19 protein-coding genes, 1 tRNA gene and 1 riboswitch are annotated in these 24985 nt (G+C 62.3%); of the genes, 5 read left to right on the top strand and 15 right to left on the bottom strand.

Annotated features, from left to right (window positions below):
• Nucleotides 1-140: 140 nt before the first annotated feature.
• The 6 genes from iolB to FF80_RS03780 all read right to left on the bottom strand — a co-directional run bounded on the left by iolB (nt 141) and on the right by FF80_RS03780 (nt 7333).
• Nucleotides 141-941, bottom strand: coding sequence for a 5-deoxy-glucuronate isomerase (gene iolB, locus FF80_RS03800; protein WP_035097657.1), 801 nt, complete (start codon nt 939-941; stop codon nt 141-143).
• On the bottom strand, nt 886-1131 hold the full coding sequence (locus FF80_RS21590; RefSeq protein ID WP_152558252.1) for a hypothetical protein: 246 nt from the start codon (nt 1129-1131) through the stop codon (nt 886-888). The genes iolB and FF80_RS21590 overlap by 56 nt, the downstream gene beginning before the upstream one ends.
• 61 nt (nt 1132-1192) lie before the next feature.
• Complete coding sequence (gene iolE, locus FF80_RS03795; RefSeq protein ID WP_035097655.1) at nt 1193-2110, bottom strand: myo-inosose-2 dehydratase; 918 nt, start codon at nt 2108-2110, stop codon at nt 1193-1195.
• Nucleotides 2111-2269: 159 nt separating this feature from the next.
• On the bottom strand, nt 2270-4117 hold the full coding sequence (gene iolD, locus FF80_RS03790) for a 3D-(3,5/4)-trihydroxycyclohexane-1,2-dione acylhydrolase (decyclizing) (protein WP_035097653.1): 1848 nt from the start codon (nt 4115-4117) through the stop codon (nt 2270-2272).
• A 305-nt stretch (nt 4118-4422) separates the two neighbouring features.
• On the bottom strand, nt 4423-6345 hold the full coding sequence (gene iolC / locus FF80_RS03785; RefSeq protein WP_035097651.1) for a 5-dehydro-2-deoxygluconokinase: 1923 nt from the start codon (nt 6343-6345) through the stop codon (nt 4423-4425).
• Nucleotides 6346-6499: 154 nt separating this feature from the next.
• A complete protein-coding gene (locus tag FF80_RS03780; protein WP_035097649.1) occupies nt 6500-7333 on the bottom strand; it encodes a MurR/RpiR family transcriptional regulator in 834 nt (277 codons plus the stop codon).
• 120 nt (nt 7334-7453) lie between these two features.
• Between FF80_RS03780 and FF80_RS03775 the strand changes: the two genes are divergently transcribed.
• Nucleotides 7454-8569 (top strand): Gfo/Idh/MocA family oxidoreductase, encoded by a 1116-nt coding sequence (locus FF80_RS03775; RefSeq protein ID WP_035097648.1) that lies wholly within the window; start codon nt 7454-7456, stop codon nt 8567-8569.
• 142 nt (nt 8570-8711) lie between these two features.
• Here the strand turns inward: FF80_RS03775 and FF80_RS03770 are convergent, their stop codons facing one another.
• The 6 genes from FF80_RS03770 to FF80_RS03745 form a co-directional block, all read right to left on the bottom strand.
• Nucleotides 8712-9674, bottom strand: a complete 963-nt coding sequence (locus tag FF80_RS03770; RefSeq protein ID WP_035097646.1) for a DMT family transporter — start codon at nt 9672-9674, stop codon at nt 8712-8714.
• A 99-nt stretch (nt 9675-9773) separates the two neighbouring features.
• A riboswitch (FMN riboswitch) is annotated at nt 9774-9918 on the bottom strand.
• A gap of 319 nt (nt 9919-10237) precedes the next feature.
• Nucleotides 10238-12250: an aldo/keto reductase gene (locus FF80_RS03765; RefSeq protein WP_035097644.1), complete on the bottom strand. Its 2013-nt coding sequence runs from the start codon at nt 12248-12250 to the stop codon at nt 10238-10240.
• A gap of 62 nt (nt 12251-12312) precedes the next feature.
• Entirely contained in the window at nt 12313-13401 is a 1089-nt protein-coding gene (gene ugpC / locus FF80_RS03760) for a sn-glycerol-3-phosphate ABC transporter ATP-binding protein UgpC (RefSeq protein WP_035097642.1), read from the bottom strand.
• Between the two features lie 10 nt (nt 13402-13411).
• Nucleotides 13412-14230, bottom strand: a complete 819-nt coding sequence (locus tag FF80_RS03755) for a carbohydrate ABC transporter permease (RefSeq protein ID WP_035097640.1) — start codon at nt 14228-14230, stop codon at nt 13412-13414.
• On the bottom strand, nt 14227-15111 hold the full coding sequence (locus FF80_RS03750; protein ID WP_035097638.1) for a sugar ABC transporter permease: 885 nt from the start codon (nt 15109-15111) through the stop codon (nt 14227-14229). The genes FF80_RS03755 and FF80_RS03750 overlap by 4 nt, the downstream gene beginning before the upstream one ends.
• A gap of 96 nt (nt 15112-15207) precedes the next feature.
• The gene (locus FF80_RS03745) at nt 15208-16482 is read right to left on the bottom strand and encodes an extracellular solute-binding protein (protein WP_052153142.1); all 1275 of its coding nucleotides are present in this window, start codon (nt 16480-16482) and stop codon (nt 15208-15210) included.
• Nucleotides 16483-16587: 105 nt separating this feature from the next.
• Here FF80_RS03745 and FF80_RS03740 point away from each other — a divergent pair, with 105 nt between their 5' ends.
• From FF80_RS03740 to FF80_RS03725, 4 genes are all read left to right on the top strand, one after another.
• Complete coding sequence (locus tag FF80_RS03740; RefSeq protein WP_052153141.1) at nt 16588-17505, top strand: helix-turn-helix domain-containing protein; 918 nt, start codon at nt 16588-16590, stop codon at nt 17503-17505.
• Nucleotides 17506-17508: 3 nt separating this feature from the next.
• Nucleotides 17509-19599: an adenylate/guanylate cyclase domain-containing protein gene (locus FF80_RS03735; RefSeq protein ID WP_035097636.1), complete on the top strand. Its 2091-nt coding sequence runs from the start codon at nt 17509-17511 to the stop codon at nt 19597-19599.
• Between the two features lie 258 nt (nt 19600-19857).
• Nucleotides 19858-19934, top strand: a tRNA-Pro gene (locus FF80_RS03730).
• A gap of 65 nt (nt 19935-19999) precedes the next feature.
• Nucleotides 20000-20977 carry a phosphotransferase gene (locus FF80_RS03725; RefSeq protein WP_052153140.1) on the top strand — a complete coding sequence of 326 codons (978 nt, stop codon included), beginning with the start codon at nt 20000-20002 and terminating at the stop codon, nt 20975-20977.
• Here FF80_RS03725 and FF80_RS03720 read toward each other — a convergent pair.
• The 3 genes from FF80_RS03720 to FF80_RS03710 form a co-directional block, all read right to left on the bottom strand.
• Nucleotides 20970-22256 (bottom strand): O-antigen ligase family protein, encoded by a 1287-nt coding sequence (locus FF80_RS03720; RefSeq protein ID WP_052153139.1) that lies wholly within the window; start codon nt 22254-22256, stop codon nt 20970-20972. The genes FF80_RS03725 and FF80_RS03720 overlap by 8 nt on opposite strands.
• Nucleotides 22253-23770 carry an undecaprenyl-phosphate glucose phosphotransferase gene (locus FF80_RS03715; RefSeq protein WP_035097634.1) on the bottom strand — a complete coding sequence of 506 codons (1518 nt, stop codon included), beginning with the start codon at nt 23768-23770 and terminating at the stop codon, nt 22253-22255. The genes FF80_RS03720 and FF80_RS03715 overlap by 4 nt, the downstream gene beginning before the upstream one ends.
• A 73-nt stretch (nt 23771-23843) precedes the next feature.
• Nucleotides 23844-24974, bottom strand: a complete 1131-nt coding sequence (locus FF80_RS03710; RefSeq protein ID WP_035097633.1) for a glycosyltransferase family 4 protein — start codon at nt 24972-24974, stop codon at nt 23844-23846.
• Between the last annotated feature and the right edge of the window lie 11 nt (nt 24975-24985).

The following is a 24985-nucleotide window of genomic DNA, read 5'->3' as shown; positions in this document are numbered from 1 at the left end:
AGCGCGTGGATCACCACGCGCTCCCCACCCACGATCTCCCTCGGGCTTGACCCGAGGGCCGCTCTCAGCACGGCGCAAAGTTAGGAGAGGTCCTCGGGTCAAGCCCGAGGAAGATGCGGTGGACGAAACGGCATGGTGGATTACTTCAACAGCCACTCATGTTCCGGCGCATTGTGGAACTTCCACACCCGTTTCGGCCCCGCCATCACATTGAGATAATACAAGTCATACCCCGCCGTGGTCGCCACCGGGTGATAGCCCTTGGGCACCAGCGTTACGTCGCCATCCTCGATCGCCAGCGCCTCGTCGAGGCTACGGTCATCGGTATAGACGCGCTGGAAGGCGAAGCCCTGTGGTGGGTTGAGCCGGTGGAAATAGGTCTCCTCCAACAGGCTCTCGTGGGGCAGGTTGTCCTGGTCGTGCTTGTGCGGCGGATAGGACGAGGTATTGCCCTGCGGGGTGATCACTTCCACCACCAGCAGGGAATGGGCCGAATTATCGTCCTCGGGCATGATATTGTAGACATGCCTGATATTGGCGCCCTTGCCGCGCGTGAGGCGCGGATGGGTGCCCGGCGGGATCACCTTGGCCTTGTAATCCCCGCCGCCTGGGGCCGCACATACGGCAAGCTCCAGCGCGGTGGTCGTATCTGCAACCCACTCACTACCCATGGGCACATAGACCGCCCAGGGCGCGCCCTCGAACGGGCTCATGCGCTCGCCGATCTCGCCGAAATCCACGCCATCAACCGAAATCCGCGCCTTGCCGCTGACCAGCACCAGGCAAAGCTCGCGATCCCCGGCCTCGCCGCCGGCTACTTCGCCTTCGGCCAGCTTGTGCAGGGCAAAGCCCACATAAGTCCAGCCGGCCGAAGCGGGGGTCACATCATGAACCAGGCCCGTCTTGCTCTTCGGGCGGACGCGCAGATTGGGTTTGCTCATTGGGTGTCTCCTCCTTGGGGAAGGCGTAGAAGAAATTGTACAGCGAATAGAGCAAAGCCGCGCCTACCAGCACGCCCCAGAATGGCTCCTGGTTGAAGATCCATTCCCAGGCGCACCACACTGCCAGAAACCCGGTGATGGCAACGCGCCGCCACAGGGGTTTGAACCATTTAAGGTCGTCTGCTTTCAAAACCGATCCGCCTTGTCTTTAAGAAATCTGACCAGCCTGTAGCACATCGCGGGACGAAAACTCACCCCTTGGGAAAGCCCTCGGTCTCGACGGTGTAGCCGGCCGCGCTCATCACGCGCATGAGTTCCTTGTGACCCACCTGCGCCATAAGCAGCGGCGGATTGGCCTTGGGGTCCTGCTCGGCCTCGACGACAAACCAGCCCTCATAGCCATAATCGGCAAATTTCTGCACGATGGCGCCGAAATCCAGCGATCCATCGCCCGGCACGGTGAAAGCGCCCAGCGCCACCGCATCGAGAAAGCTCTGCCTGGTACGATCCAGCCCATCGACGACCGAGCGGCGAATGTCCTTCACATGCACATGGTTGATGCGGGCATGGTGATTGTCGATAGCGCGCAATACATCGCCGCCCGCAAAAGCCAGATGCCCCGCATCGAGCAGCAGCGGAATGCCCGCGCCCGACGCCTTCATGAAGGCATCCAGCTCCGGCTCGGTCTCGACCACGGCCGCCATATGGTGATGATAGCTCAGCGGCATGCCCTGATCGGCGCACCATTCGCCAAATTCGGTGACCTTCCTGGCATAGGCCACCATCTCGTCGTCGGTGAGCCGGGGCTTGGTGGCCAGCGGCTTGGAACGGTCGCCCTGAATGGAGCGGCCCACCTCGCCATAGACGATGCAGGGCGCGTTGACCGCCTTGAACAGCTCGATCATCGGCTGGATACGCGCCTTGTTGGCCGCTAGTTCCTCATCGACCAGCGTGCCGGAAAACCAGCCGCCGCACAGCGTGACGTCCGCCGCCCGCAGGATGGGCAGCATCACATCGGGGTCATCGGGAAAGCGGCGGCCCTTTTCCATGCCGGTAAACCCGGCCGAGCGCGACTGGCGCAGGCATTCTTCCAGCGACACATCATCGCTGAGTTCCACCAGATCGTCGTTCCACCACGCGATGGGCGACATGCCGAGTTTGGCTTTCAATTTACTGCTCCGAGTCATTGGTCGCTGGAGCATCTCAGCCCCACAATGTCATTCCCGCGAAAGCGGGAACCTCTGTTTTCTTCTCTCGCATCCCGAAACGGAGGTTCCCGCTTTCGCGGGAATGACACCGTGGAGAAACGAGGGGGAGGGGAAAGTAAACTACCCCGCCCGCTGCGCCTTGAGCGCCTTCATATAACCCTCGCGGGCTGCATTGACCTGTGGCCGGTCGGACACTTCCGGCACCGCCACATCCCACCAGGAGCCACCGTCATCGGTGGTGATCAGCGCATCGGTATCGATCACGATCACCGTGGTCCGGTCGGCGCTTTCGGTCTCGTGCAGCGCCGTTTCCAGCTCGGCAATCGAGCCCACCTTGCGCGACACCGCCCCCATTGCGGCGGCATGGGCGGCAAAATCGATTCCAGGCAGAGTGACATGGTGGGTGTCCTTCAACAGATTGTTGAAGTTGGCGCCGCCCGTGGCCATTTGCAGCCGGTTGATGCAGCCATAGCCGGCATTGTCGAGCAGCACGATGGTGAGCTTGGCGCCCAGCATGATCGAGCTGACGATCTCGGAATTGAGCATCATATAGCTGCCATCGCCGACCATCACGACCACGTCGTCCTGCGGCCGCGCCAGCTTGACGCCCAGCCCGCCGGCAATCTCGTAGCCCATGGTCGAGAAGCCATATTCCAGGTGATAACTGCCCGGCGTGCCGGCCTTCCACAGCTTGTGCAATTCGCCCGGCAGGCCGCCGGAAGCGCAGACCAGGGTGGCGTTTTCGCGGGCGCGCTGCACCGCCCCGATCACCTGCGCATCCGAAGGGAGCTCGGCATTGGTTGTCGCGGTCGCCTTGTCGGCGGCGATCAGCCATTCTTGTTTGCCGGCCTCGGCCTTTTCGGCCCACGCGTCCTCGACGATCCAGCCCGGGAGCGCCGCATGAAGCGCATCGAGCCCGGCGCGGGCATCGGCCACCAGCGGCATGCCATTGTGCTTGTGGGCGTCGAAAGGCTGCACGTTGAGCCCTATGATTTTGAGGTCCGGGTTTTGGAACAGCGCCCAGGAGCCGGTGGTGAAATCCTGCAACCGGGTGCCCACCGCCAGCACTACATCGGCGTCCTGCGCCAGTGCATTGGAGGCCGACGAACCGGTAACGCCAACCGAACCCATATTGAGGCGATGGTCATGGGGCAGGGCGCTTTTGCCCGCCTGCGTTTCCATCACGGGAATGCCATGGGCCTCGGCAAAAGTGCGTAAGGCTTCGGTGGCCTGCGAATAGAGCACGCCACCGCCAGCGATGATCACCGGCTTCCTGGCCATGCGCAGGGCGGCGGCGGCGGCAGCGAATTCCTCGGCATCGGGCATTACCCGGCGGGGCACCCATACCTTTTCGGCAAAAAAGCTCTCCGGGTAATCATAGGCCTCCGCCTGCACATCCTGGCACAGCGAGAGGGTCACCGGGCCGCATTCGGCCGGATCGGTCAACACCTGCATGGCGCGGCGCAAAGCGGGGATGATCTGTTCGGGCCGCGTGATGCGGTCGAAATAGCGGCTCACCGGCTTGAAGCAATCATTGGCCGAAACCGTGCCATCGCCCCAGTCCTCCACCTGCTGCAAGACCGGGTCGGGCAGGCGATTGGCGAACACGTCGCCGGGCAGCAGCAGCACGGGCAGGCGGTTCACATGCGCCAAAGCCGCCGCGGTCACCATATTCAGTGCGCCGGGCCCAATCGAAGAGGTACAAGCCATGAAGCGCTGGCGGAAACTGGCCTTGGCAAAGGCAATCGCCGCATTGGCCATGCCCTGCTCATTCTGCGCCCGATAGGTGGGCAGGGTGTCCTTGATGGCATGCAGCGCCTCACCCACACCGGCCACATTGCCATGCCCGAAAATGGCGAACACCCCGCCAAAAATCGGCACTGTCTCGCCATCGATCACGGTTTTCTGCATCGTCAGAAACCGCGCAACAGCCTGCGCCATGGTTAGTCGGATCGTGTTCTGGCTCATGCCGTTTCCTCGCTTCGGCGCTTTGCGCCAGTCTTTACAGTAGACCTCATAGTGAGCTTGTCGAACCACGAGGTCGTGGCAGAATGGTGCCAAATCCTCCTCGTGGTTCGACAAGCTCACCATGAGGTCTCAGTTTATGCGGACCGTTTTGAGATGCTCCTCTAGCCCACTCAAATCCATTCCCATTCACGATGTCATTCCCGCGAAAGCGGGAACCACTGTTTTCTCGCCATCCCAAACGGAGGTCCCCGCTTTCGCGGGGATGACACCGTGGGAAGAGCGGTGGTCCGTGGACGGCCTAAAACTCACGCAGCCTTGGTCTCTCCCAGCCGCTCCCAAATCTCGACCAGCGCGCCGAAGCGACGCGCCATGTCGGACACGGCCTCTTCGTCGGTGATTTCCCCCAGCAGCCATTTCCTGGCGGCCTCGGCAAAAATCGTGCGGCCCACGGCAAAACCCTTGACCGTGCGCGAGGCATGCGCCGCCGCAAATCCAGCCTCGAGCGCTGCCTGCGGGGCTTCGAGCCCCAGCAGCACCACGCCGCGGCAGAATGGATCGCGCGCTTCGATCACTGCATCGACCGCCGCCCAGGCAGCGCGGTCGGCCTGCGGCTCGAGCTTCCACCAATCGGGCTTGAGGCCCGCATCGTAAAGCTCGGTCAGCGCGCGAGCGGTAGTGTCGGTTTTGAGCGCGCCATGCTTGCTGGCGATGACCTCGATCAGGATATCGCGGCCAATTCTGCGGGCGGCATCATGGGCGGCCTGCAGCTTGTCGATCTGTTCGGCCTTGAGCGCGGCGGGATCGTCGGGGTGGAAGAAGCATAGCACCTTGAGGCAATGCTCGACCGGCCAATCGAGCAGGCGCGAGCCAAGATCCTGCGAAAATTCAAAGCGCAGCGGGCGCGAGCCGGGCAATTCGACCGGGCGGGCCAGCCAGAAACCATTGGCTTCGGCGGCGAACAGCGCCTTGCGGCCATGCTTGTCATCGAGCAGCATGCCAAAACCCGGACGCCCATTGGCGACGCGGGCAGCGGCCTCCACGGCGAGCACCTTGAATGCGGCGATGGACTCTTCCCCCGCGCCAGGCATGTCTTCGAGCTGGCTACGATGGTCGATCGCCAGCGCCATCAGCCTGGGCCATTGCCGGCGGCGATTGGTGGCCCAGTGGATATGGTTGAGATTGTCGTCATTGCGCAAGGCGCGCTTGGGGCTGCCCTTGGTGAGGAAGCTCTCAAGCTCGGTCCAGCTCGGATATTCCGGCGAACACATCAGGCGGGATACCGCGAAAGCGCCGCAGGCATTGGCCCAGGTCGCCGATGTCTTGAGGTCTTCGCCCTTGAGCCAGCCGCGCAAAAAGCCCGACATGAAGGCGTCGCCGGCGCCCAGCACATTATAGACCTCGATGGGGAAACCCGCGCCGACAATGCCGTCTTCCAGATCGTCGGGAATGGCGCCGTCATAGACGATGCAGCCCATGGCGCCGCGCTTGAGCACGATGGTCGCCGCGGTCAGCGAACGAATGGTTTTCAGCGCCGAAGGCAGATCGGCCTCGCCCGAGGCGATCAGCACTTCTTCTTCGGTGCCGACCACGAGATCGCAATCGGGCAGCACGGACTGGTATTTCTGCGACACATGATCGGACGCGACATAGCGCTCGAACCCCGCCTCATGCCCGGCAAGACCCCATAGATTGGGGCGATAATCGATATCGAAGACCACTTTGCCGCCATGCGCCTTGGCAAAGCGGATCGCCTTTTTCTGCGCCGCTTCGCTATTGGGCCGCGAGAAATGGGTGCCTGTGACGACGATGGCGCGGGCGGAGGCGATATGGGCCTCATCGATATCGTCCTCCGACAGGGCCATATCGGCGCAATCGGTGCGATAGAAAATCATGGGGGAGACGCCTTCGGCCTCGACCGACAGCAGCACCAGCGCGGTCAGGCGGTCCTTGTCGGTGGCGATCCCGGCAGTGTCGACGCCCTCGCGCACCAGCTGCTCGCGGATGAAACGGCCCATCTGCTCATTGCCGACGCGGGTGATCAGCGCGGATTTGAGCCCCAGCCGTGCCGTGCCGATGGCGATATTGGCCGGACAGCCGCCGACGGATTTGGCAAAGCTGCCAATATCTTCAAGTTTCGTGCCGATTTGCTGGCCGTAGAGGTCGACCGAGGCGCGGCCGATCGTGATGACGTCGAGCGTCTGGCTCCCGTGGCCTGGCTGCGCATTCATCGATCCGGTCCTCCCACCGGCTTGCGCCGGTCGCTTGCTATTCCTGCGCCTGTTTTGCGCCTGCGAATATGAAACATGGGTTCCGCCAGTTCGTCAATATGGAATGTTCATTCCAAACGCTAGAATGCACCTTCACCACGGCAAAGCTGTGACATCAGCCCCGCCGCCGCTTCTCGGCGATGGACACGGTGAGCGCCATGGCAAAGGCCATGCTGGCCGATAGCGAGCGGAACCCGGCATGGTCGGCTTCCACTACTTCAAACCATTCGCGCGAGCACTCGGCCAGCGGCGAGAACGCCGAATCGGTCAGCGACACGACGGGAATACCCCGCGCCGCCATCGCCCGCGCCTGGGTGGCGCTTTCAGAGGCATAGGGCGAAAAGCTGATGGCAAAGGCGGCGTCGCGCGGCGTCGCCATGGCGAGCATGTCGTCGTCGATGCCGGCTGCCGTGCCAACCAATTGATACTTCACCTTCAGCTTGCCAAAGGCATAGGCCATATAACTGCTGATCGGGTAGGAACGGCGCTTGGCGATGAGATAAATCGTCTCGGCATTGGCCAGTAAAGTCACGGTCCGCTCGAAGGCGTCGGGGTCCACCGCGGCCGTTAGCGCATCGACCGAGCGGTGTGCGGCCGCGGCAAAGCCGTTGAAAATCGTGGTGCTCTCGGCCAAAGCCGCGCCATTCTGCTCCAGCGTGCGCAGCCGGTCTTCATAGGATGATGTGCGCTCGCGCAGCCGGGCCCGGAACAGCAATTGCAGCCCGGAAAATCCCTCAAAACCGAAATGCTGGGCAAAGCGCACCAGCGTTGATGGCTGCACCTCGGCGGATTCCGCAATGCTGGCGGCGGTGCCGAAGGCGATCTCGTCGGGATGGTCCAGCGCATAGGCTGCCACCTGCGTCAGCCGCTTCGGCAACTCGCCCTTGCGCTCGAGAATGGCCCCCCGCAGCGCGTCAAAATCACCTGGTGGCTGCATCTTCTCGGCCATCCCGTCCCCCTTTTTACCCCCCATAATCCCCAATCCGCCCCACCAATCAAGTGCTATTAGAAAGCCTATTCCGAAAATAGAACAAATGGCATATCCATTTCGAGTGGAGTGGAGGACGGAATGAAATCATCAATTGGCGTCGGGCTGATCGGCACCGGCTATATGGGCAAGTGCCACGCATTGGCCTGGAACAGCGTCAAGCCGGTGTTTGGCAGCGGAGTACAGCCGCGCCTAGTGCACCTGGCCGAGGTGAACGCTGCGATCGCGCGGGCCAAGGCGGACGAGTTCGGCTTTGCCAGGGCGACCGGCGATTGGCGCGAAGTGATCGCGGACCCGGAGGTGGATGTCGTTTCAGTCACCACGCCCAATGCCTTCCACGCCGAAATGGCGATCGCGGCGCTCGAGGCGGGCAAGCATGTGTGGTGCGAAAAGCCGATGGCGGTGACGCTGGCCGATGCCGAGCGCATGGAAGCTGTGGCCAAGGCATCGGGCAAGGTCGCGGTGCTGGGCTACAATTACATCCAGAACCCGCTGGTGCGCCATATCGGAACGCTGCTGGAGCAGGGGGCCATCGGCAGTGTGAATCACGTCCGGCTGGAAATGGACGAGGACTTCATGGCGGATCCGGAGGCGCTGTTCTATTGGAAAAGCGAGGCCAGCTCCGGCTATGGCGCGCTGGACGATTTCGGCGTGCATCCGCTCAGCCTGTTGCAGGTGCTGTTCGGCTCGGTGACGCGGGTCTTCGCGCATCTGGCCAGGCCATATCCAACGCGGCCCACCAAGGAAGGCACGGCGCGGGCCGTGGAAACCTTCGATATTGCCAGCGTGCTGTTTGAGGTGGGCAGCGGGATCAGCGGCGTCATGGCGCTCAACCGCTCGGCCTGGGGTCGCAAGGGCCGCATTGCGCTGCAGATATTCGGGTCCAAGGGCTCGATTGTCTATGATCAGGAGCGAATGAACGAGTTGCAGCTCTATACCACCGAAGGGCCGGGCACCGAGCGGGGCTATCGGACCATCCTGACCGCACCGCAGCATGCGCCCTATGACCGGTTCATTCCGGCGCCGGGGCATGGGCTGGGGTTTAATGACCTCAAGATCATCGAGTGCCACGAATTGCTCAATGCCATTGCGGGGGAACCGGCCCGGGTGATCGACTTTGCCAAGGGGCTGGTGATCGAGCGGACGGTGCATGCCATGGCGCAGAGCCATCAGGAGCAGCGCTGGGTGGAGGTTTGATGCAGTAGACCTCATCCTGAGCTTGTCGAAGGACGAGGTCGTGGCACTCATGCCTCCACTCGCTCGACCTCGTGGTTCGACAGGCTCACCATGAGGTCTCCAAAACAGGACCGCCGCAGAACTAGTCTGCGGCGGTAAAGCGCTATGCCACGCTCAGCGTCCGGCCCTTTTCCGTCTCGCTCCACAATATAAACGTCGACGCCCCCAGGATCAGCACGGCGCCGGGCCAGAACCAGATGGCGGGCACTTGCGACAGGACGATCCAGCCCAGCAGCGTATTGAGCGGTAGTTTCAGATCGTCAAAGGGCTGCAGATAGGTGGCGTCGGCCGCCTTGTAGGCGAGGCTGAAAAAGTACTGTGCGCCGGCGGTGACCACGCCGAGCAGAACGATCAGCCAGAGGGCATCGCCGCCCGGCAAGACGAAATCGAACCCGGTGGCCAGGCTCGCCGGCAGCACGCCAGTTGGCAGTACGGCAACGGCAATCCCCAGCAACAGGCCGATCAGGAAGTGGTTCGGCGTGATCAGCACCAGCATGTAGAGGGTGAGTGACTCGGGAGCCTCGTCGCGGCTGAGATATTTGGTGATGACCGAAACCGTGCCCCAGCACGCCGCCGCCAGGATCGGCAGGAGCGAGGCGAGGGTGAACTGTTCGGAGCCGATTTGGGTGACCATCAAGGCGCCGAAGAAGCCGATCGTGGTGGCGCCCAGCCGCCGCAGGGTGAGCTTTTCGCCCAGGAACAGGGTGGCGCCGGTGATGATGAAGAAGGGGCCGGTCATCGACAGCGCCACCATCTGCCAGACGGGCACGCCGCTGGCAAAACCGAAGGCGAAGAATTGCACGCCAAGCGCCGAGAGGAAGGCGCGGGCCTCGTGCCAGCCGGGATGACGGGTTTTGAGCGCACCCAGCCCGATACGGAAGATCAGGGGCAGGGCGATAATGGTGGCAATGACATATTGCCAGAACACCACGGCTGTAGACGGCACGCCCATCTGCCAGGTGATGATCGGGGTCAGAATATTGGAAATGGCGAAGGTAATGCCCGCGCCGAGCATGAACAGCGCCCCGAGCACCGGGGCATTGCGCGAAGAGGAAACCTGGCTCATCTAAAGTCCTTTCCGTAACCAGTTTCCTCAGGGTTACGGGAGGCGGCGCAGCAGCAAGCGCCCGGCCAAAAAGGCACAGACGCCGGCAAGCAGCGTTTGTCCCGTTCTCTTTCATCCGGACTATGACCGTCGGCTCCGGAATCACACCGGATCTGCTGACCCCCAACATGAGGTGGGGCGCTCGCGGGCTTGAGGTCTCCCCCTTACCGCCGGTGGGGAATTACACCCCGCCCTGAGAACGAATGCGAGAACCATCGTCTCGCAACGATGAAGATAGGGCAGGGGATTAACGCGCGCAAGAAGACACACGCATGATACTGGACGCGCTGACTGAACAGTGCGGAAAAGTTTTGCGCGGAGAAAGGCTTGGATGGGATGGGGCGGGTGTGCGCACATTGCGCAATCAACCACCGCGTCTCCCTCGGGCTTGACCCGAGGGCCTTTCTCAACCCGGCGCGAGCGGCGAGTGGCCCTCGGGTCAAGCCCGAGGGAGATGCAGTGGGTGGGAGAGGTCGCAGGCTAAGCATTGCTAGGAGGAGTCTGGAGGAACCCCTCCCAACCCCCTAGCCGTTTTCCAACCACTTCACCTGGTCAGCCGTCAGCTTGATGTCGAACGCCTTGAGGCTGTCATCGAGCTCGACCAGACGACGCGGCCCGATCAGGGGCACGCTGGGGAAGGGCTGGGCCAGCACATAGGCCAGGGCCACGTGGATCGGCGAATGGCCGAGCTGCTTGCCCAGTTCAATGGCCCGGTCTCGGCGGCCGAAATTCTGCTCATTGTACCAGACGCGGACCAGCTCTTCATTGTCGCGCTTGTCCCGTCCGGCCAGGTCGGTGAAGAAGCCGCGGGCTTGGCTCGACCAGGAGAAATTGGTGACTTGGCGGTCGATCAGCCATTGCTTGAAATCGGGTGTGGATGCGGTAACGCAGCCGGCCCAGATCGGGTCGAGCATTTCGGCCAGGGCAAAGTTGTTGGACAGCGCCTTGGGCGGTGTCTTGCCATTGGCCTTGGCATAATCGATGGCCTGGTCCATGCGCTCCTTGGTCCAGTTCGAGCCGCCATAGGGGCCCCGGATGCGCCCGGCCTTGACCTCGGCATCCATAGCATCGACGAATTCGCCCACCGGCACGTCGAGATTGTCGCGGTGCATGAAATAGACGTCGACATAATCGGTCTGGAGGCGATCTAGCGACTGGGTCAGCTGCTTGGCGATGACATCGGGATAGACGAGCGGGGAATGCGCGCCCTTGCCGATCAGCACGGCTTGTTCACGCACGCCGCTGCGCTTCTGCCATTCGCCGAACAGCTTTTCGGTATAGCCGCCGCCATAGATATAGGCGGTGTCGAACAGATTGCCGCCCTTTTCCCAGAAGGCGTCGAGCAGGATGGCGCCCGAGGCGAAGCTCTTGAAATCTTCAAAGCCCAGCGCCACGGCCGAAGCCTGCTTGTCGAGGCCGGGGATCGCGCGCTTGGGAATGACGCCGCTATTGGCGCCCAGCGGACGATTGGCGAGGGTATTAACGCGCTTGGCGGGCTTTTCGACCGAATATTCGATCCCGGCATCGGCCCGCCACTTGTCCAGCACGCGGGCATTGCCCAGGCTGTCGGCCCAGCTCATGCCCGGCGCGGCGAGTTCCTGGCGCTTGGCGAAGATCGCTTCGGCAGCGGCATCGGCCTCGAAGGAATAGACATGGCCCTGTTCGCCGACGCTGACGGTCTCGCGGCTGCCATCCTTCTTGATGATGTCGATCTGGCCTTCGCCCTTGTCGCGATTGCCGCCGGCAAACCAGAAGTCCGGCACTTCGATCCGGCCCTCCGAGCCGTGAATGCGCAGTACGTTATCCAGGTTGACCATCACGGCGCAGGAAACCTGGGCGACGATGCCATTCTCGAAGGTGAGCACGGCGGCGGCCCAGTCATCGGTGCCTTCGGCATTGAGCTTGGCCGTGCCCGAAACCTTGATCGGATCGGCAAAGGGCTTGCCCAAAGCCGCGCCAGCGATGAAGCGGGACATGGAGACGGGATAGCCGCCCACATCGAGAATACCGCCACCGGCGAGGTCGGAAGCGAACAGGCGGTGCTGGGGCTGGAACTTGCCCATGGAGAAGCCGAAGCTCGACTGGATCATGCGGACTTCGCCGATGACGCCGGAGGCGATGAGTTCGCCCAGCTTGGCCGTCTGCGGATGCAGGCGATACATGAAGGCTTCGCCGGCAAACGTGCCGGCCTTGCGGTGGGCGTGGAATACCGCGTCGATCTCGAAGGCCGAGAGCGCGAAGGGCTTTTCCACCAGCACATGCTTGCCCGCTCCGGCCGCCTTGATGGCCCATTCGGCGTGGCCGGTATGGGGCACGGCGATATAGACGGCGTCGATCTCGGGATCGGCCAGCAGGGCATCATAGCCATGCACGATTCTGGCGCCGGGGAAGTCGGTGGCGAGGTTCGGCTTATTGGGGTCGCGGGTCGCAATGGCGGCCAGAACGCCGTGCTTGGAGCCGGCAACACCGCCCTGGAAGGCCTTGGCAATGCTGCCCGGCCCGATAATGCCCCAGCGGATTTTCTGATCGGTCGACATGATAATAGTCCTTGTTGAAACGGCTTTCTGGTTCCGGGGGCATGCTCCCGGACGGAATGGATTTAGCGCAGGCGCTGGCCCGCGGCGTCGAAGAGGTAGGCTTTGGTGGCCGGAATGGCGACGGACAGGCCGCTCTGCTCCAGCTCGTGGCGCGATTCCTCGCGCTCGACGATGATCTGCTCGCCACTGGCCGTATTGGCATAGATATAGCTGGTCGCGCCCAGATGCTCGGCCACGTCGATATCGAGCGCGATATCGGCGATGCCGCTTCCCGCCAGCTCGAAATGCTCCGGCCGCACGCCCAGGGTGACCTTGTCGCCAATGGCGGGCAGGGGGCCGGTCAGCGGCAGGGTGATCGCAGTCTTGCCCTGGTGGGTCAGCTCCAGCGTAACCGAGCCTTTGCCCGAGGCGACGACGCTGGTCGCCATGAAGTTCATCTTGGGCGAGCCGATGAAACCGGCCACGAACTGATTTGCCGGATCGTCATAGAGATCGAGCGGCCGGCCGACCTGCTCGATAATGCCGTCGCGCAGCACCACGATGGTTTGCGCCAGGGTCATGGCCTCGACCTGATCATGGGTCACATAGATGATGGTGGTCTGCAATTCCTTGTGCAGCCGGGCAATCTCGATGCGCATATGCACGCGCAGTTCGGCATCGAGATTGGACAGCGGCTCGTCGAACAGGAACACTTCCGGCTGCCGCACGATAGCCCGGCCGATGGCGACGCGCTGGCGCTGGCCGCCCGAAAGCTCCTTGGGATAACGATCGAGCAGCGGATCGAGCGCCAGAATGCGCGCCGCAGCGTTCACCTGTTTGGCGATCTGCTCCTTGGGCACACGGGCAAAGCGCAGCGCAAAGCCCATATTTTCGCGCACCGTCATATGCGGATAAAGCGCATAGGACTGGAACACCATGGCGATGCCGCGCTTGCTGGGATCGACATCGTTCATCCGCTGGCCGCCGATCTCGAGGTCTCCCCCGGTGATCGGCTCGAGCCCGGCAATCATGCGCAGCAATGTCGATTTTCCGCAGCCGGACGGCCCGACGAAAACGACGAACTCCTTGTCCTTGATGTCGAGGTTAACGCCCTTGATGACTTCGACATTGCCGTAGGACTTGCGCACTGCCCTAAGTTTCAAACTGCTCATGGACTGAACCTTATTTGACCGCGCCCAGCATGCCTTCGACGAAGCGGCGCTGGAGCAGGAAGAAAATGATGAGGGTGGGGAGCGTGGCCGCGATCGCGCCGACCATGATGACGCCGAAATCGGGCGTATAGCCGGCAGCCAGCGTCGCCACCGCCAGGGTGAGCGTTTTCATCTCATTGGTCTGCAGCACGATGAGCGGCCACAGATAGCTGTTCCAGTTTGCCATGAAGACGATGATGGTCGCCGCTGCATAGGTGGAGCGCATCACCGGCATGTAGACATAAAGGAAGATCTGCCACTCCTTGAGCCCGTCGATTTTGGCGGCATCGCGCAATTCGCTCGGGAATGCCTTGGTCGCCTGTCGGAAGTAGAAGATGATGAAGATCGAGGCGATGCTGGGCAGCAGTACGGCCTGGTAGGTGTTGATGATCTTGAGCTGCGCCATCAGCATGAACAGCGGGATCATCAAGGCCGCGAACGGGATGGACAGCATCAGCAACAGTCCGCCAAAGACCTTTTCGCGGAAGCGCGAGCGGAACATCTCGAAACCGTAGCCGGCCATAGAGGCGACCAGCAGGGTCAGCACGGTTCCCAAACCGGCCAGCAAGAACGAGTTGAACAGCACCCGCACCATGTCGAACGAGTTGACGAACTTGACGATATTATCCCACAGCGCGCCGCCGGGCGTACCCTTGCCGCGAATGATGTCGGCTGAGGTATTGCTGGCGCCGACAACCATCCAGAAAAACGGGAAGATCGACACGAAAGCCGCGAGCGACAGCAGAAGATAGGTGCCGGCGCGACCGATAAGGGCGATTGGATTGCTCATGCGCGGCGGTCCTTGGCCACGATAAACTGGATGAGGCTGAGAATGCCCACCAGGATGACGATGACGTAGCTGACGGTTGCCGCGTAGCCGAAGCTGGGCATGAATCTGAAGCTCAGATTGTAGATATAGAGCGACAGGGTCAGCGTGGCATCTGATGGTCCGCCCTGCGTCAACAGATTGACCTCGTCGAACAATTGCAGCGTGCCGATGGTCGAGATGACCGAGGTGAACAGAATCACCGGCTTGAGCAGCGGCACGGTGATGAACCAGAAGCGCGCCCAGGCGGGAACGCCGTCGATGCGGGCCGCTTCATAGATCGAGCGGTCGATGTTCTGCATGGCCGCGAGATAGAAGATCATGTTGTAGCCGGTCCAGCGCCAGGTAATGGCGGTGATGACCACGACGCGGGCCCAGAACGGGTCGGACAGCCAGTTGATCGGGTTCTCGATGAGGTGGAGCACCAGCAGCGTCTGGTTGGCAATGCCGTCAATCGCAAAGATTGATTTGAAGATCACCGAATAGGCAACCAGAGAGGTCACGCAGGGCAGGAAAATCGCGGTGCGGAAAAAGCCCCGACCCCAGAGTTTGCTGTCATTGAGCGCATTGGCAAAAAACAACGCCAGCACCAGCATGATCGGTACCTGCATGGCCAGGAACAGCATCGTATTGCTGAGCGCGCGCAGGAAAACCGGATCCTGCGTCAGTCGCATGATGTTGGCGGTGCCGCCAAAGCTGAAATTCATCCCGCGGCCAACCTGGAAACTCATCCAGAGGGACCACAGGATCGGATAGACCATGAAAATGCCGAGCAGAACGAGTGCCGGCATTACAAAAAGCCAGCCGTTTATCCGTTCGCTGCGCGCCAATGCGGATTGCGCCATTATATCCCCTTTTTTCCACATCGAGCCAACGACCCCGCGCAGAGCGCGAGGCCGCGGGAGGACCGGAGACGGCTAGGCCGTCTCCGGGATGCGGTATCATTGGATCTGTTGACGAACCTGGGCATCGATGGCGGCGATGATTTCATCGACGTTGCCGCCGCTGGTAATCGCCGGAATCTGCGCAACCGTGGCGGTGTCGGCTTCTTCGGTGAAGATGCCGTAATTGACCGCCGGGATCGCGGCCAGCCAGGTGGAGAAGTTCTGCCACACGGGCTCGCCGCCAAAGAACTCGTCGCTGGCCTTGAAGGCTTCGCCTTCGCGGGCGGGCAGATAGGTGCCGAGAGCACCCTGGTTGACCAGGATCTTCTGGTAGAAATCGACATCCTTGGCCCAGATCGAGGTCAGGAAATCGATGGCCTTTTCTTTTTCCGGCGCAGAGGAGAGGACATACCAGCTCGAGCCGCCCAGATTGGACGCATTGCCGGCGCCTTCAACGCCATCGAGGCGCGGGGAGGGGGCAACGCCCCACTTGCCGGACTGATCGGCATTGGCCTTGATCGTGGCGGTCATCCACACACCCGAGAAGGTGGAGGGGGTCTTACCCGAGGTGAACGAACCGGTATATTCCGTCCAGCCCGAAACCGGCGTGGTAATGCCAGCGGTCATCAGGCGCTGATAGGTTTCGACGGCGGCCTTGAAGACCGGATTGTCCTTGATGGTCACATTGCCATCAGCATCAAAATACCAGCTGCCGGCCGATTGCAGCATGATGCGGATCCAGTCGGACGAAGTCGGATCGATCGGCAGCAGCGGCAGCCCGGTCTTTTCCTTGACGGTCTTGCCGATCTCGATCAGCTGGTCCCAGGTAATGTCATTGAGTTGGTCCGGGGTGATGCCGGCTTCAGCCAGCAGGTCGGAACGGTAGAAATAGCCCGTGACGCCGGAATCGAAGGGGATGGAATAGGTCTGCCCGTTGAGGGTCGCCAGTTCTACCTTGTAGGGGGCAAAGGTCGAGTAATCGACATGGCTGGTCAGCGGCTCGAAGGAGCTGGGGAACGACTGCAGATATTTCTGCGCGCGATAGTCTTCGATCAGCACGATATCGGGCAGGCCATCGGTGGCGCCGGACGCGAGCTGCGCCTGCAGCTTCTGCTCCATCGCTGCCTTTTCGAAGATTTCGACCTTGATCGTATCGTCGGGATGGATGGCCTTGTAGCGCGAGAATGCCTCTTCCATCGTCGCGCCGTTGAAGTTGGGGTCCCAGCACCAGACGGTGATTTCGGCTGCCGAAGCAGCAGCGACGCTAAACAGGCTCACGCCGGTCAGCGCAACAGCAAGCGTATTGCGCCACCGCGAAGTAATGCGGATCATGTAAGTCCTCCCTTTTCATTTGCTCTTAGCTTGAGCCCTTCCTAAGCTATGCCTCTGGTGCAATACGTCCATGCGAAAAGGCATGCGGAGTTGGCGGAAAGTAAGATGACCGAAAGGGTGTATTATGTGCCGGACGCCAACGGGGTGGAGCGGCTGCCCACCGTGCTGTCGATGTTTCATGCGGCGCCGCCGGTGATGCGGGCGCCCCATTGGCATGCGCAGGTTGAGGTCAATTACATCGTGCGCGGCTGGGTCCATTATAGGATGAGCGGCCATGACGTGCGGTTCAGCGAAGGGGACATGGCTCTCTTCTGGGGCGGGCTGCCGCATCAGCTGGATGACGCGGCCGACGATGTCGTCTACGCCGGCGGCCATCTGCCGCTGGTACATTTCTTCCGCCTGCGGCTGCCCCAGGATGTGCAATCCAAGCTGATGCAGGGCGCAACGCTGATCACCCAGGCCACCGACGCCTCCGACACGCTCAACTTTGCCCGCTGGAACGATTATGCGCGCTCCGGCGATCCGATGAAGGCCGGCATGGCTGTCGACGAATTGCTGCTGCGGATCGAGCGGGTGCGGTTCGACGCCTATTCGCTGCTGCCTGGCCGCGCCGATATCGCCAATGCGGTGGAGGGGCTGGATCACCATTCCTCGCCCATCGTGGTGCGCATCTGCGATTTTATCGCCGACAATTTTCGTGAGGACATCGATTCCTCCGATATCGCCGCCTCGGCCAATGTTCACCCGAAATACGCGATGAACGTGTTCAAGAAGACCACGGGCATGACGCTGAACGACTATGTGAACCTGATGCGGCTGAGCTACGCGCAGGCCCTGCTGATGCAGGAAGAGGCCAATGTGCTGCAGGTGGCGATGGATAGCGGCTTCGGCTCGCTCAGCGCCTTCAATAAGTCCTTCCGCAAGATCGCGGGCACTTCGCCTAGCGATTTCCGGCGCGATGTGCGCACCCGCCCGGGCGCACCGGTGACGGTGCGGACGCAAAACCGCAGGCGTATCAACTAGCCCATGTGGAAACGGCGGCTGTCGGCTCTGGTCTTCGGCGCCGTCATCGTCGGCCTGCTGGTGGCATTGCGCGCCAGCGATCCCTATCCCGTCCAGGTGGCGCGCGAGACCGCCTTCGACACTTTCCAGCAATTGCGGCCGCGGCCGGTGCCGGCCGATCTGCCGGTGCGGATCATCGACATCGATGAAACCTCGCTGGCCCGGATCGGGCAATGGCCGTGGTCGCGACGCACCATGGCGACCATAGCCAACCGCCTGACCGAGCTGGGCGCGGCGGCGATCGCCTTCGACGTGCTGTTTCCCGAACCGGACCGCCTTTCGCCATCCTCGATCCTGTCGATTGGTGCCGACTACGATGCCGAATTCGCCACCGCGCTCGCGGCCGGGCCAAGCATCTTGAGCCTCACGCGCAGCGAGAAGAGCCTGGCCGCGCTGCCATCGCCCAAATCGGGATTTGCGCTGACCGGGACGGACCCGCTGGACGCTCTGCCGGTCTTGGGCGGTGCAGCCTCGCCATTGTCCCTCTTGGAGCAAGCGGCCAAGGGTCTGGGCGTCGCCAGCCTCGATACAACCGGGGCAGGGGTGGCGCGCCGCCTGCCGCTGCTATGGTCCAACGGCACCGCGCCAATACCCACGCTGGCGGTGGAAGCTCTACGCGTGGCGCAGGGGGCGCCGACATTGGTGATCTTGGGCGACAGCGCCGGCATGGTCGATAGCCTGCGTGTCGGCGACTATTCCGTGCCCACCGGCCCAACGGGCGATCTGTGGCTTTATTACCGGCGCCTTGAGCCATCGATCTATATTCCAGCCGCCGATCTGCTTGCGGATGGCTACGCCACACTTGCATCGCGCATTGCCGGCCACATTGTCTTTGTCGGCGCCTCGGCCAGCGGATTGCTCGATATTCGCGCCAGCGCCTTGGGGGAGGCGGTGGCGGGCGTCTCCATCCATGCGCAGGCGCTCGAACAGATTCTGACTGGCACCTTCCTCAATCGCGCCGATTGGGTCGCAGGCCTCGAAATCGTCGTCCTGGCGGTGAGCGGGCTGGCCATTGTTCTGGTGCTGCTGTCGAGCGGACCCATGGTGGGGCTGGCGTTCTCGCTAATGGTCGCGGCTCTATCGGTGGCGGGCAGCTGGTTTGCCTTCAGCCAATATGGATTGCTGGTCGACCCCAGCTTTGCGCTGTTCGGCGCCGTACTCACCTATGCCGCCATGGCGTTTTTCCAGTTCGCGGTGACCGACGCCGACAAGCGCCGTGTCCGGCAGGCCTTCGCCCATTATGTCGAGCCGACGCTGCTCGATCGCCTCGATCGCGACGCGAGCCTCCTCAAGCTGGGCGGCGATCTGCGCGAGATGAGTGTGATGTTCTCTGACGTGCGCAATTTCTCAGCCCTCAGCGAGCGCACCGCGCCCACCGAACTGGTCGCCATCCTAAACCGGCTCTTTGCGGCCCTGGGTGCCGCGATCATCGGCCAGCATGGCACGATCGACAAATTCATGGGCGACGCGGTGATGGCCTTCTGGAATGCCCCCGCCACGCTCGACCGGCACCCGCTCCATGCCTGCCGGGCGGCCCTCGCCATGCGAGCTGCACTGCAGCGCCTCAATGCGGGCGCGAGCGAACCCATCGCCATCGGTATCGGCATTGCCACCGGCCCTGCACTGGTCGGCAATATGGGGCTTGAAAGCCGTTTCAATTATTCGTGTGTCGGCGACACCGTCAACGTCGCCAGCCGCCTCGAAAGCGCTTGCCGGATCGTGGGCTACGACATCCTGATATCAGCCCAAACCCGCGCCGCCGCGCCCGAACTCGCCTGCCTGCCGACCGGCGCCTTGGCCCTCAGGGGCATGAGCGAGCGTGAGCCGGTCCATCTTCTCTTGGGCGACGAGACGCTGGCTGCCGATCCGGCATTTGTCGCGCTGGAGGCTGCGCATGCCAATCTTTTGGAATCACTGGCGAAACAATTGCCGGGTCATGCCGAAATTGCACACTGCAGCACGCTTGCCGAGTCCCTCGACCCACGTCTGGCGGACTTCTACGCCGCTTGCCTGACGCGTCCCGACGATTTCCTGCCACTGCCCGACAAAAAATGACCCCGGTCCTGTGCATAGGGGCCGGGGTCTCGACATGACGTCGTTGGAGGTCACAGGGGCAAACCTGTTCATGCTAAACGCCGCTATCGCAGCCGGGTTCCCTCAACACTTCCATCGCATTAGCATAAAAAGCCAATCTGTCTGGGGACTCCCGGCGGCGCCCGAACACGTTTAGGCTGCGACGAATGTGGGTTTGTTCCATTTTCCCGAAAACACCTCTTGCATCAAAACCACCCTTTCCGTATGTCTCCGCGCAGTCGGGGCGTAGCGCAGCCTGGTAGCGCATTTGTCTGGGGGACAAAGGGTCGTCGGTTCAAATCCGGCCGCTCCGACCAAATCCCTCCACATCGATGATCCTCTTGCTACCCTCTCGGGGTGCGATGCAATCTGGAGAGCCGTGATGCCGCTCAGCGCAGGCGACGTTCAGCCGGCATTGTCGCTCTGGCCCGATCTGGCCGGGGGCACCGCCAGGCTGATCAATCATTCGGAAAACCAGACCTTCCTGGTCGAGACCGAGCGCCGCGGCCGTTTTACCCTGCGGATCCATCGTCCCGGCTATCAGTCGCGTCCCGCCATCGAGAGCGAACTGGCCTGGCTCACGGCCCTGCGGCGCGATACCGATGTGCCGATTCCCGAACCCATTCCCGGCAGGGATGGCAGGCTGCTGCAGGCCTTCAAGACACCGGCCGAGAAAACGCACCTCGCCGTGCTTTTCCGTTTTGCCGACGGCATCGAGCCGGCACCTGACAACAATATGTGCGAACTGTTCCGCACCCTGGGGCGCTATGCAGCGCAATTACACCTGCATGCCACCCAATGGCAGCGGCCCGAGGGCTTCCAGCGGCCGGTCTGGCGCGCGGCGAGCATTCTGGATGCCGACGGGCTATGGGGCGATTGGCGCATCGCGCCGGGCGTCGACGCAGCGATCCGCAGCGTTCTCGACCGCACCGATTCCGCCCTGTGGCGGCGATTGAGCGAATATGGCCTGGGCGAAGACCGGTTCGGATTGATCCATGCGGACATGCGGCTGGGCAATCTGCTGGTCGATGGCTCCAATGTGACGCTGATCGATTTTGACGATGCCGGCTTCTGCTGGTTCGTCTACGATTTTGCCGCAGCCATCTCCTTCCACGAAACCCATGCCGCCGTGCCGGGCCTGCGCTCATGCTGGATCGAGGGCTACCGCACCATGCGGCCGCTGGGCGATGAGCATGTCGAGGCTATCGATTCCATGGTCATGCTGCGCCGCATGGCCCTGTTGGCCTGGATCGGCTCGCATGCCGAAACGCGACTGGCGCAAACCCACAGGCGGGGCTTCGCCGCCGGAACCGCCCAATTGGCCGAGCGCTATCTGCGCGGCGCGCTCTGGCCTAAATGACCATCTGCTCGCGCGGCGCGCCGGAACGGTGGTCGTTGCGAATGGCGGTGGAGATACCCCAGATCATTCCGGCAATCAGGAAATAGTGGCGCCAGTGATCGGTGTCGATAATGGCCGACTCGCCGGCCAGCATGACGAATGTGCTGATCAATGGAATCATGATCAGCCGGTAGGGCGAGGGGCGTGCCAGAGCCGCGAAGCCGCGCCAGAGCGTCAGGATCACCAGCAGATAATAGAAAAAGCCGCCGCCCCAGCCATAGACATGCAGCACGGTGACATAGACATTGTGCGGGTCTTCGCTCACCCGCAAATTGCGGAATTCCTTGGGGCCGATGCCCCAGGGATGTTCCAGCGCCAGATCGTAGGCATAGCCCTGCCGGCCAAACCGGCCCGTTTCGCCCTCGTCATAGCTTTGTCCGGCGGCGCGTTGCTCGAACAGTGACGACACCGAGGGAATGCTGAGCAGTCCGGCCAATGCTACTCCGAGCATGACCAGCCCAAGCAGCGACATGATCATGATGCGCACCTTGTCGCGCGCCGCCGCCTCCAGCCAGAACACCAGGCCCATCACCATGATGGACGAGAAGGCAAAATGCCCCCAGGCGGCGCGCGAAAAACTCGCAAACACGCCGACAAAGAGAATGCCATAGACCAGGCCCGCAACCAGCGCCCGCCGTCCCTTGAACAGCAGTACGCGCTGCAGGGCGAACATGGCCGGCAGCACGAGGAATGGCCCAAAGACATTGGGGTCCTTGAACGTGCCCTTGGCGCGGCCATAGAGCATGAAAAGATCGGCGGCGGGTATGAGCCGCAGATAGGCGAGTGTGCCGATCACCGACACGATCACCGCCGCTGCCGTATAGGCGCCCATGACAAGGCGCGATCGCCGTGTCGTGTCTTCGGCGAGGTAATTGGCGATGAAATAGCTGGTCAGCAGCAGGAAGATGGTGACGATGGTGAAGACCAATGCGTCATCGAGCGGGGTGGTCCGCACCTGAAACACCGCGATCAGCGCGAAGGGAATAAAGCCGAGCATGATGGCGAAAAGGCCGTAGGTGGACCGATAGAGACCCATGCCGGCCAGGACCGCCACCGGCAATACGGCGGCAAAGCTCACCTCGTAGGGCGAGGGCTCGATAAACACCAGGGCGCCGGTAAAGACCCAGAAGCCCACCAGGATATCCAGCAGCCGCCCGGTTTTGGAGCGCAGCACGGCAAGGCCGAACCCCTTGGATCCGGCCGTAAAGGCGCCGCCATCAACCGCCCCGATGCTGCTCAATATGCATTCTCATTCTTGGAAACGAGGGACACCGGGGTCAGCAGCACGATGTAGAGATCGAACAGGATCGACCAGTGCTCGATATAATAAAGGTCGTGGTTCACCCGCTGCATGATCTTGTCGATCGTGTCGGTTTCCCCGCGCCAGCCATTGACCTGGGCCCAGCCGGTCATGCCCGGCTTGACGCGGTGGCGGGCGAAATAGCCTTCGACGGCCTCGTAATAGAGCTTGTTGTCGGCCTTGGCCTGTAGCGCGTGCGGGCGGGGGCCGACGATGGAAAGCTCGCCTTTGAGCACATTGAACAGCTGCGGCAGCTCATCGATCGAGCTTTTGCGGATGATCTTGCCGACCTTGGTGACGCGTGGATCCCCCTTGGTCACCAGCTTGGCGGCCGAGGCATCGAGCATGTCGGTGCGCATCGAGCGGAATTTATAGACCTTGATCAGCTCGTTGTTGAAGCCATGCCGGTTCTGCATGAAGAACACCGGCCCCTTGCTCTCGAGCTTGATGGCGATGGCGGTGGCGATCATGACGGGCGACAGCAGGATCAATGCGGTCAGCGCCACCACTTTGTCGAACACCCATTTGAACACCAGGTTCCAGTCCGAAATCGGCCTATCGGCCATGTCGAACACGGCGATATCGCCGACATAGGAATAGGCGCGGTCGGTGAACCGCAGCTTGCTCATATGCGCGGAGAGCCGGATATCGACCGGCAGGACCCACAGCTGAGTCAGCATTTCCAGCACGCGCTTTTCGGCCGAAAGCGGCATGGACACGATGACCAGGTCGATCGGCGTGCGGCGCGCGAATTCGATGAGATCGGCAACCTTGCCCAGCTTGGGGGAGCCCGCAACGCTATCGGGCGAGCGTGCATCGACACGGTCATCGAACAGGCCGAGCAGGCGAATATCGTTGTTGGCGCTGGCGCGGATCTGTTCGATCAGCACTTCGGCATCCTTGCCGCCACCCACGATGACGGTGCGGCGCCGCAGCCTGCCAGCGGCCGTCCAGCGCATGACTATGGCGCGCAAGACCAGCCGATAGGCGACCAGCAACACCGCGCCACCAACGAACCAGCTCAGCAGCCACAGGCGCGAGAACAGGTCGGCGGCCTTGAAGAAGAAGATGCCGACTGCCAGCACGGTCATCACCAGCGTCCAGCCCACCAGCACGCGGCCGATCTGGTTGAACAGGGTGCGATAGGCGACAATGCGGTGGGTGCGGGCGGCGTTGAACAGCACATTCGCCAACAGGCACGATGCCAGGATTACCGGCACATAGAATTCGGCCTCCCCGATCGCCACCAGCGTTTCAAAGATGAAATAGCCCAGCCCCGCCAGCAGCACGGCTTCGATCACCTGCGCGATGCCCACGACCACGGCGCCCGACAGCGTCCGCTCAACCGGCGCTGCGATAATCGCCTCCGCCTCGGGCGAAAGCTGACGCTCGCCCGCCACGCCCTGCTTGGATACGTGATCCAGCACGGCTTGTTTTGCATCGACACGATACATTCTGAATGCCACCAGTCCTCGAAACTGGCGACATCTTGGGTTCAAGGAATGAAAACTCGGTGAAACCGACTGCCTAAGTCTTTACCAACAGCAATTGATAGAGCGCTTCGATTTGCCCGGCCATGTTGGCCAGCGAGAAAGCACTTTCGATCCGCGCCAGCCGCATTTCCATTTCCGCCCGCGCCGTCCGCGGGTCGTCCAGCACGCGCTGCATGGCCTGTTGCAGGGCCGGAACATCGCTGGGCGGGATCAGGCTTTCCGCGCTGCCCTCAAAGATTTCGGGAATGCCGCCGACATTGGTGGCGATCACCGGCAGCCGCGCGGCGGCGGCCTCTAGCACGATATAGGGCAGGGATTCGGCCAGCGAGGGCACGATGATGCAGCGCCCGCGCGAAAACATCGCGCGCGCCGGCTGTGCGCCGGGCAGGGTGATCCGCTCGGTAAGTCCCAGCCGTGCGATCTGCTCGACCAATGCTGCCCGGTCCGGTCCGTCGCCCGCCAGCGTCAGCGTCGCGGGCTGGCCATCGGGGCGGCGGACCCCCGCCAGCGCCTCGGCCAGCACGTGAATACCCTTGAGGTCGCGCAATTCGCCGACAAACACGAAATCGGCCGCGTCAGCGTCGGGCGGTACGGGCACGAATTCGTCCGGCGTCAGCCCATTGTAAATGATACGCGTGGGGCAGGTGGGCTCGCCAATCAGCGCCGAATAGGTTTTTTGCGCATAGGCGCTCTCGAAAATGATGGCGCCGGTCTGACCCATCAGCAGGCGCTCGAGCCGGTGAAAGATGCGGCCCGATCGCGATGCGCGGGAAAAATGCAGCACCCCGCCATGCGGCGTATAGACCGCAATCGCCTTGCCCCCGCCAATCCTGGCGAGCCGGGCATAAAAGCCACCCTTGGCGCCATGGCCATGCAGCACATCGATATCCAGCGATCTGGCGAGCTTGCGCACACCCAGCGGCGTGACCATATCCCCGCGCCCCAGCACGCGCGGCATGGCAAAGCGATGAATGCCCAGGCTGGCATAGGGCAGTAAAGCCTCTAGCTTGCTTTCGGTCTGGGCATCATTGGCAAGGCTATCGACCACAAGGCCAACATCATGCCCCATTTCGGAGAGTGCGCGTGTGAGGTCGGCAACGTGCCGGAACAGGCCGCCCACGGGAGCGCGCATCACTTGCAGGATGCGCAGCTTGGGTCCGGCCATCTATCGCTCCG

This window comes from Devosia sp. LC5 (assembly GCF_000735585.1).
Classification (GTDB): domain Bacteria; phylum Pseudomonadota; class Alphaproteobacteria; order Rhizobiales; family Devosiaceae; genus Devosia.
This window is presented reverse-complemented; position numbering and strand designations above follow the sequence as displayed.

Bases quoted from the DNA above. Each gene is read 5' to 3' on its own strand.
- iolB (WP_035097657.1), bottom strand. From the start codon at position 941: ATGAGCAAACCCAATCTGCGCGTCCGCCCGAAGAGCAAGACGGGCCTG.
- iolD (WP_035097653.1), bottom strand. From the start codon at position 4,117: ATGAGCCAGAACACGATCCGACTAACCATGGCGCAGGCTGTTGCGCGG.
- iolC (WP_035097651.1), bottom strand. From the start codon at position 6,345: ATGAATGCGCAGCCAGGCCACGGGAGCCAGACGCTCGACGTCATCACG.
- FF80_RS03780 (WP_035097649.1), bottom strand. From the start codon at position 7,333: ATGGCCGAGAAGATGCAGCCACCAGGTGATTTTGACGCGCTGCGGGGG.
- FF80_RS03775 (WP_035097648.1), top strand. From the start codon at position 7,454: ATGAAATCATCAATTGGCGTCGGGCTGATCGGCACCGGCTATATGGGC.
- FF80_RS03770 (WP_035097646.1), bottom strand. From the start codon at position 9,674: ATGAGCCAGGTTTCCTCTTCGCGCAATGCCCCGGTGCTCGGGGCGCTG.
- FF80_RS03765 (WP_035097644.1), bottom strand. From the start codon at position 12,250: ATGTCGACCGATCAGAAAATCCGCTGGGGCATTATCGGGCCGGGCAGC.
- ugpC (WP_035097642.1), bottom strand. From the start codon at position 13,401: ATGAGCAGTTTGAAACTTAGGGCAGTGCGCAAGTCCTACGGCAATGTC.
- FF80_RS03755 (WP_035097640.1), bottom strand. From the start codon at position 14,230: ATGAGCAATCCAATCGCCCTTATCGGTCGCGCCGGCACCTATCTTCTG.
- FF80_RS03750 (WP_035097638.1), bottom strand. From the start codon at position 15,111: ATGGCGCAATCCGCATTGGCGCGCAGCGAACGGATAAACGGCTGGCTT.
- FF80_RS03745 (WP_052153142.1), bottom strand. From the start codon at position 16,482: ATGATCCGCATTACTTCGCGGTGGCGCAATACGCTTGCTGTTGCGCTG.
- FF80_RS03740 (WP_052153141.1), top strand. From the start codon at position 16,588: ATGACCGAAAGGGTGTATTATGTGCCGGACGCCAACGGGGTGGAGCGG.
- FF80_RS03735 (WP_035097636.1), top strand. From the start codon at position 17,509: ATGTGGAAACGGCGGCTGTCGGCTCTGGTCTTCGGCGCCGTCATCGTC.
- FF80_RS03725 (WP_052153140.1), top strand. From the start codon at position 20,000: ATGCCGCTCAGCGCAGGCGACGTTCAGCCGGCATTGTCGCTCTGGCCC.
- FF80_RS03715 (WP_035097634.1), bottom strand. From the start codon at position 23,770: ATGTATCGTGTCGATGCAAAACAAGCCGTGCTGGATCACGTATCCAAG.
- FF80_RS03710 (WP_035097633.1), bottom strand. From the start codon at position 24,974: ATGGCCGGACCCAAGCTGCGCATCCTGCAAGTGATGCGCGCTCCCGTG.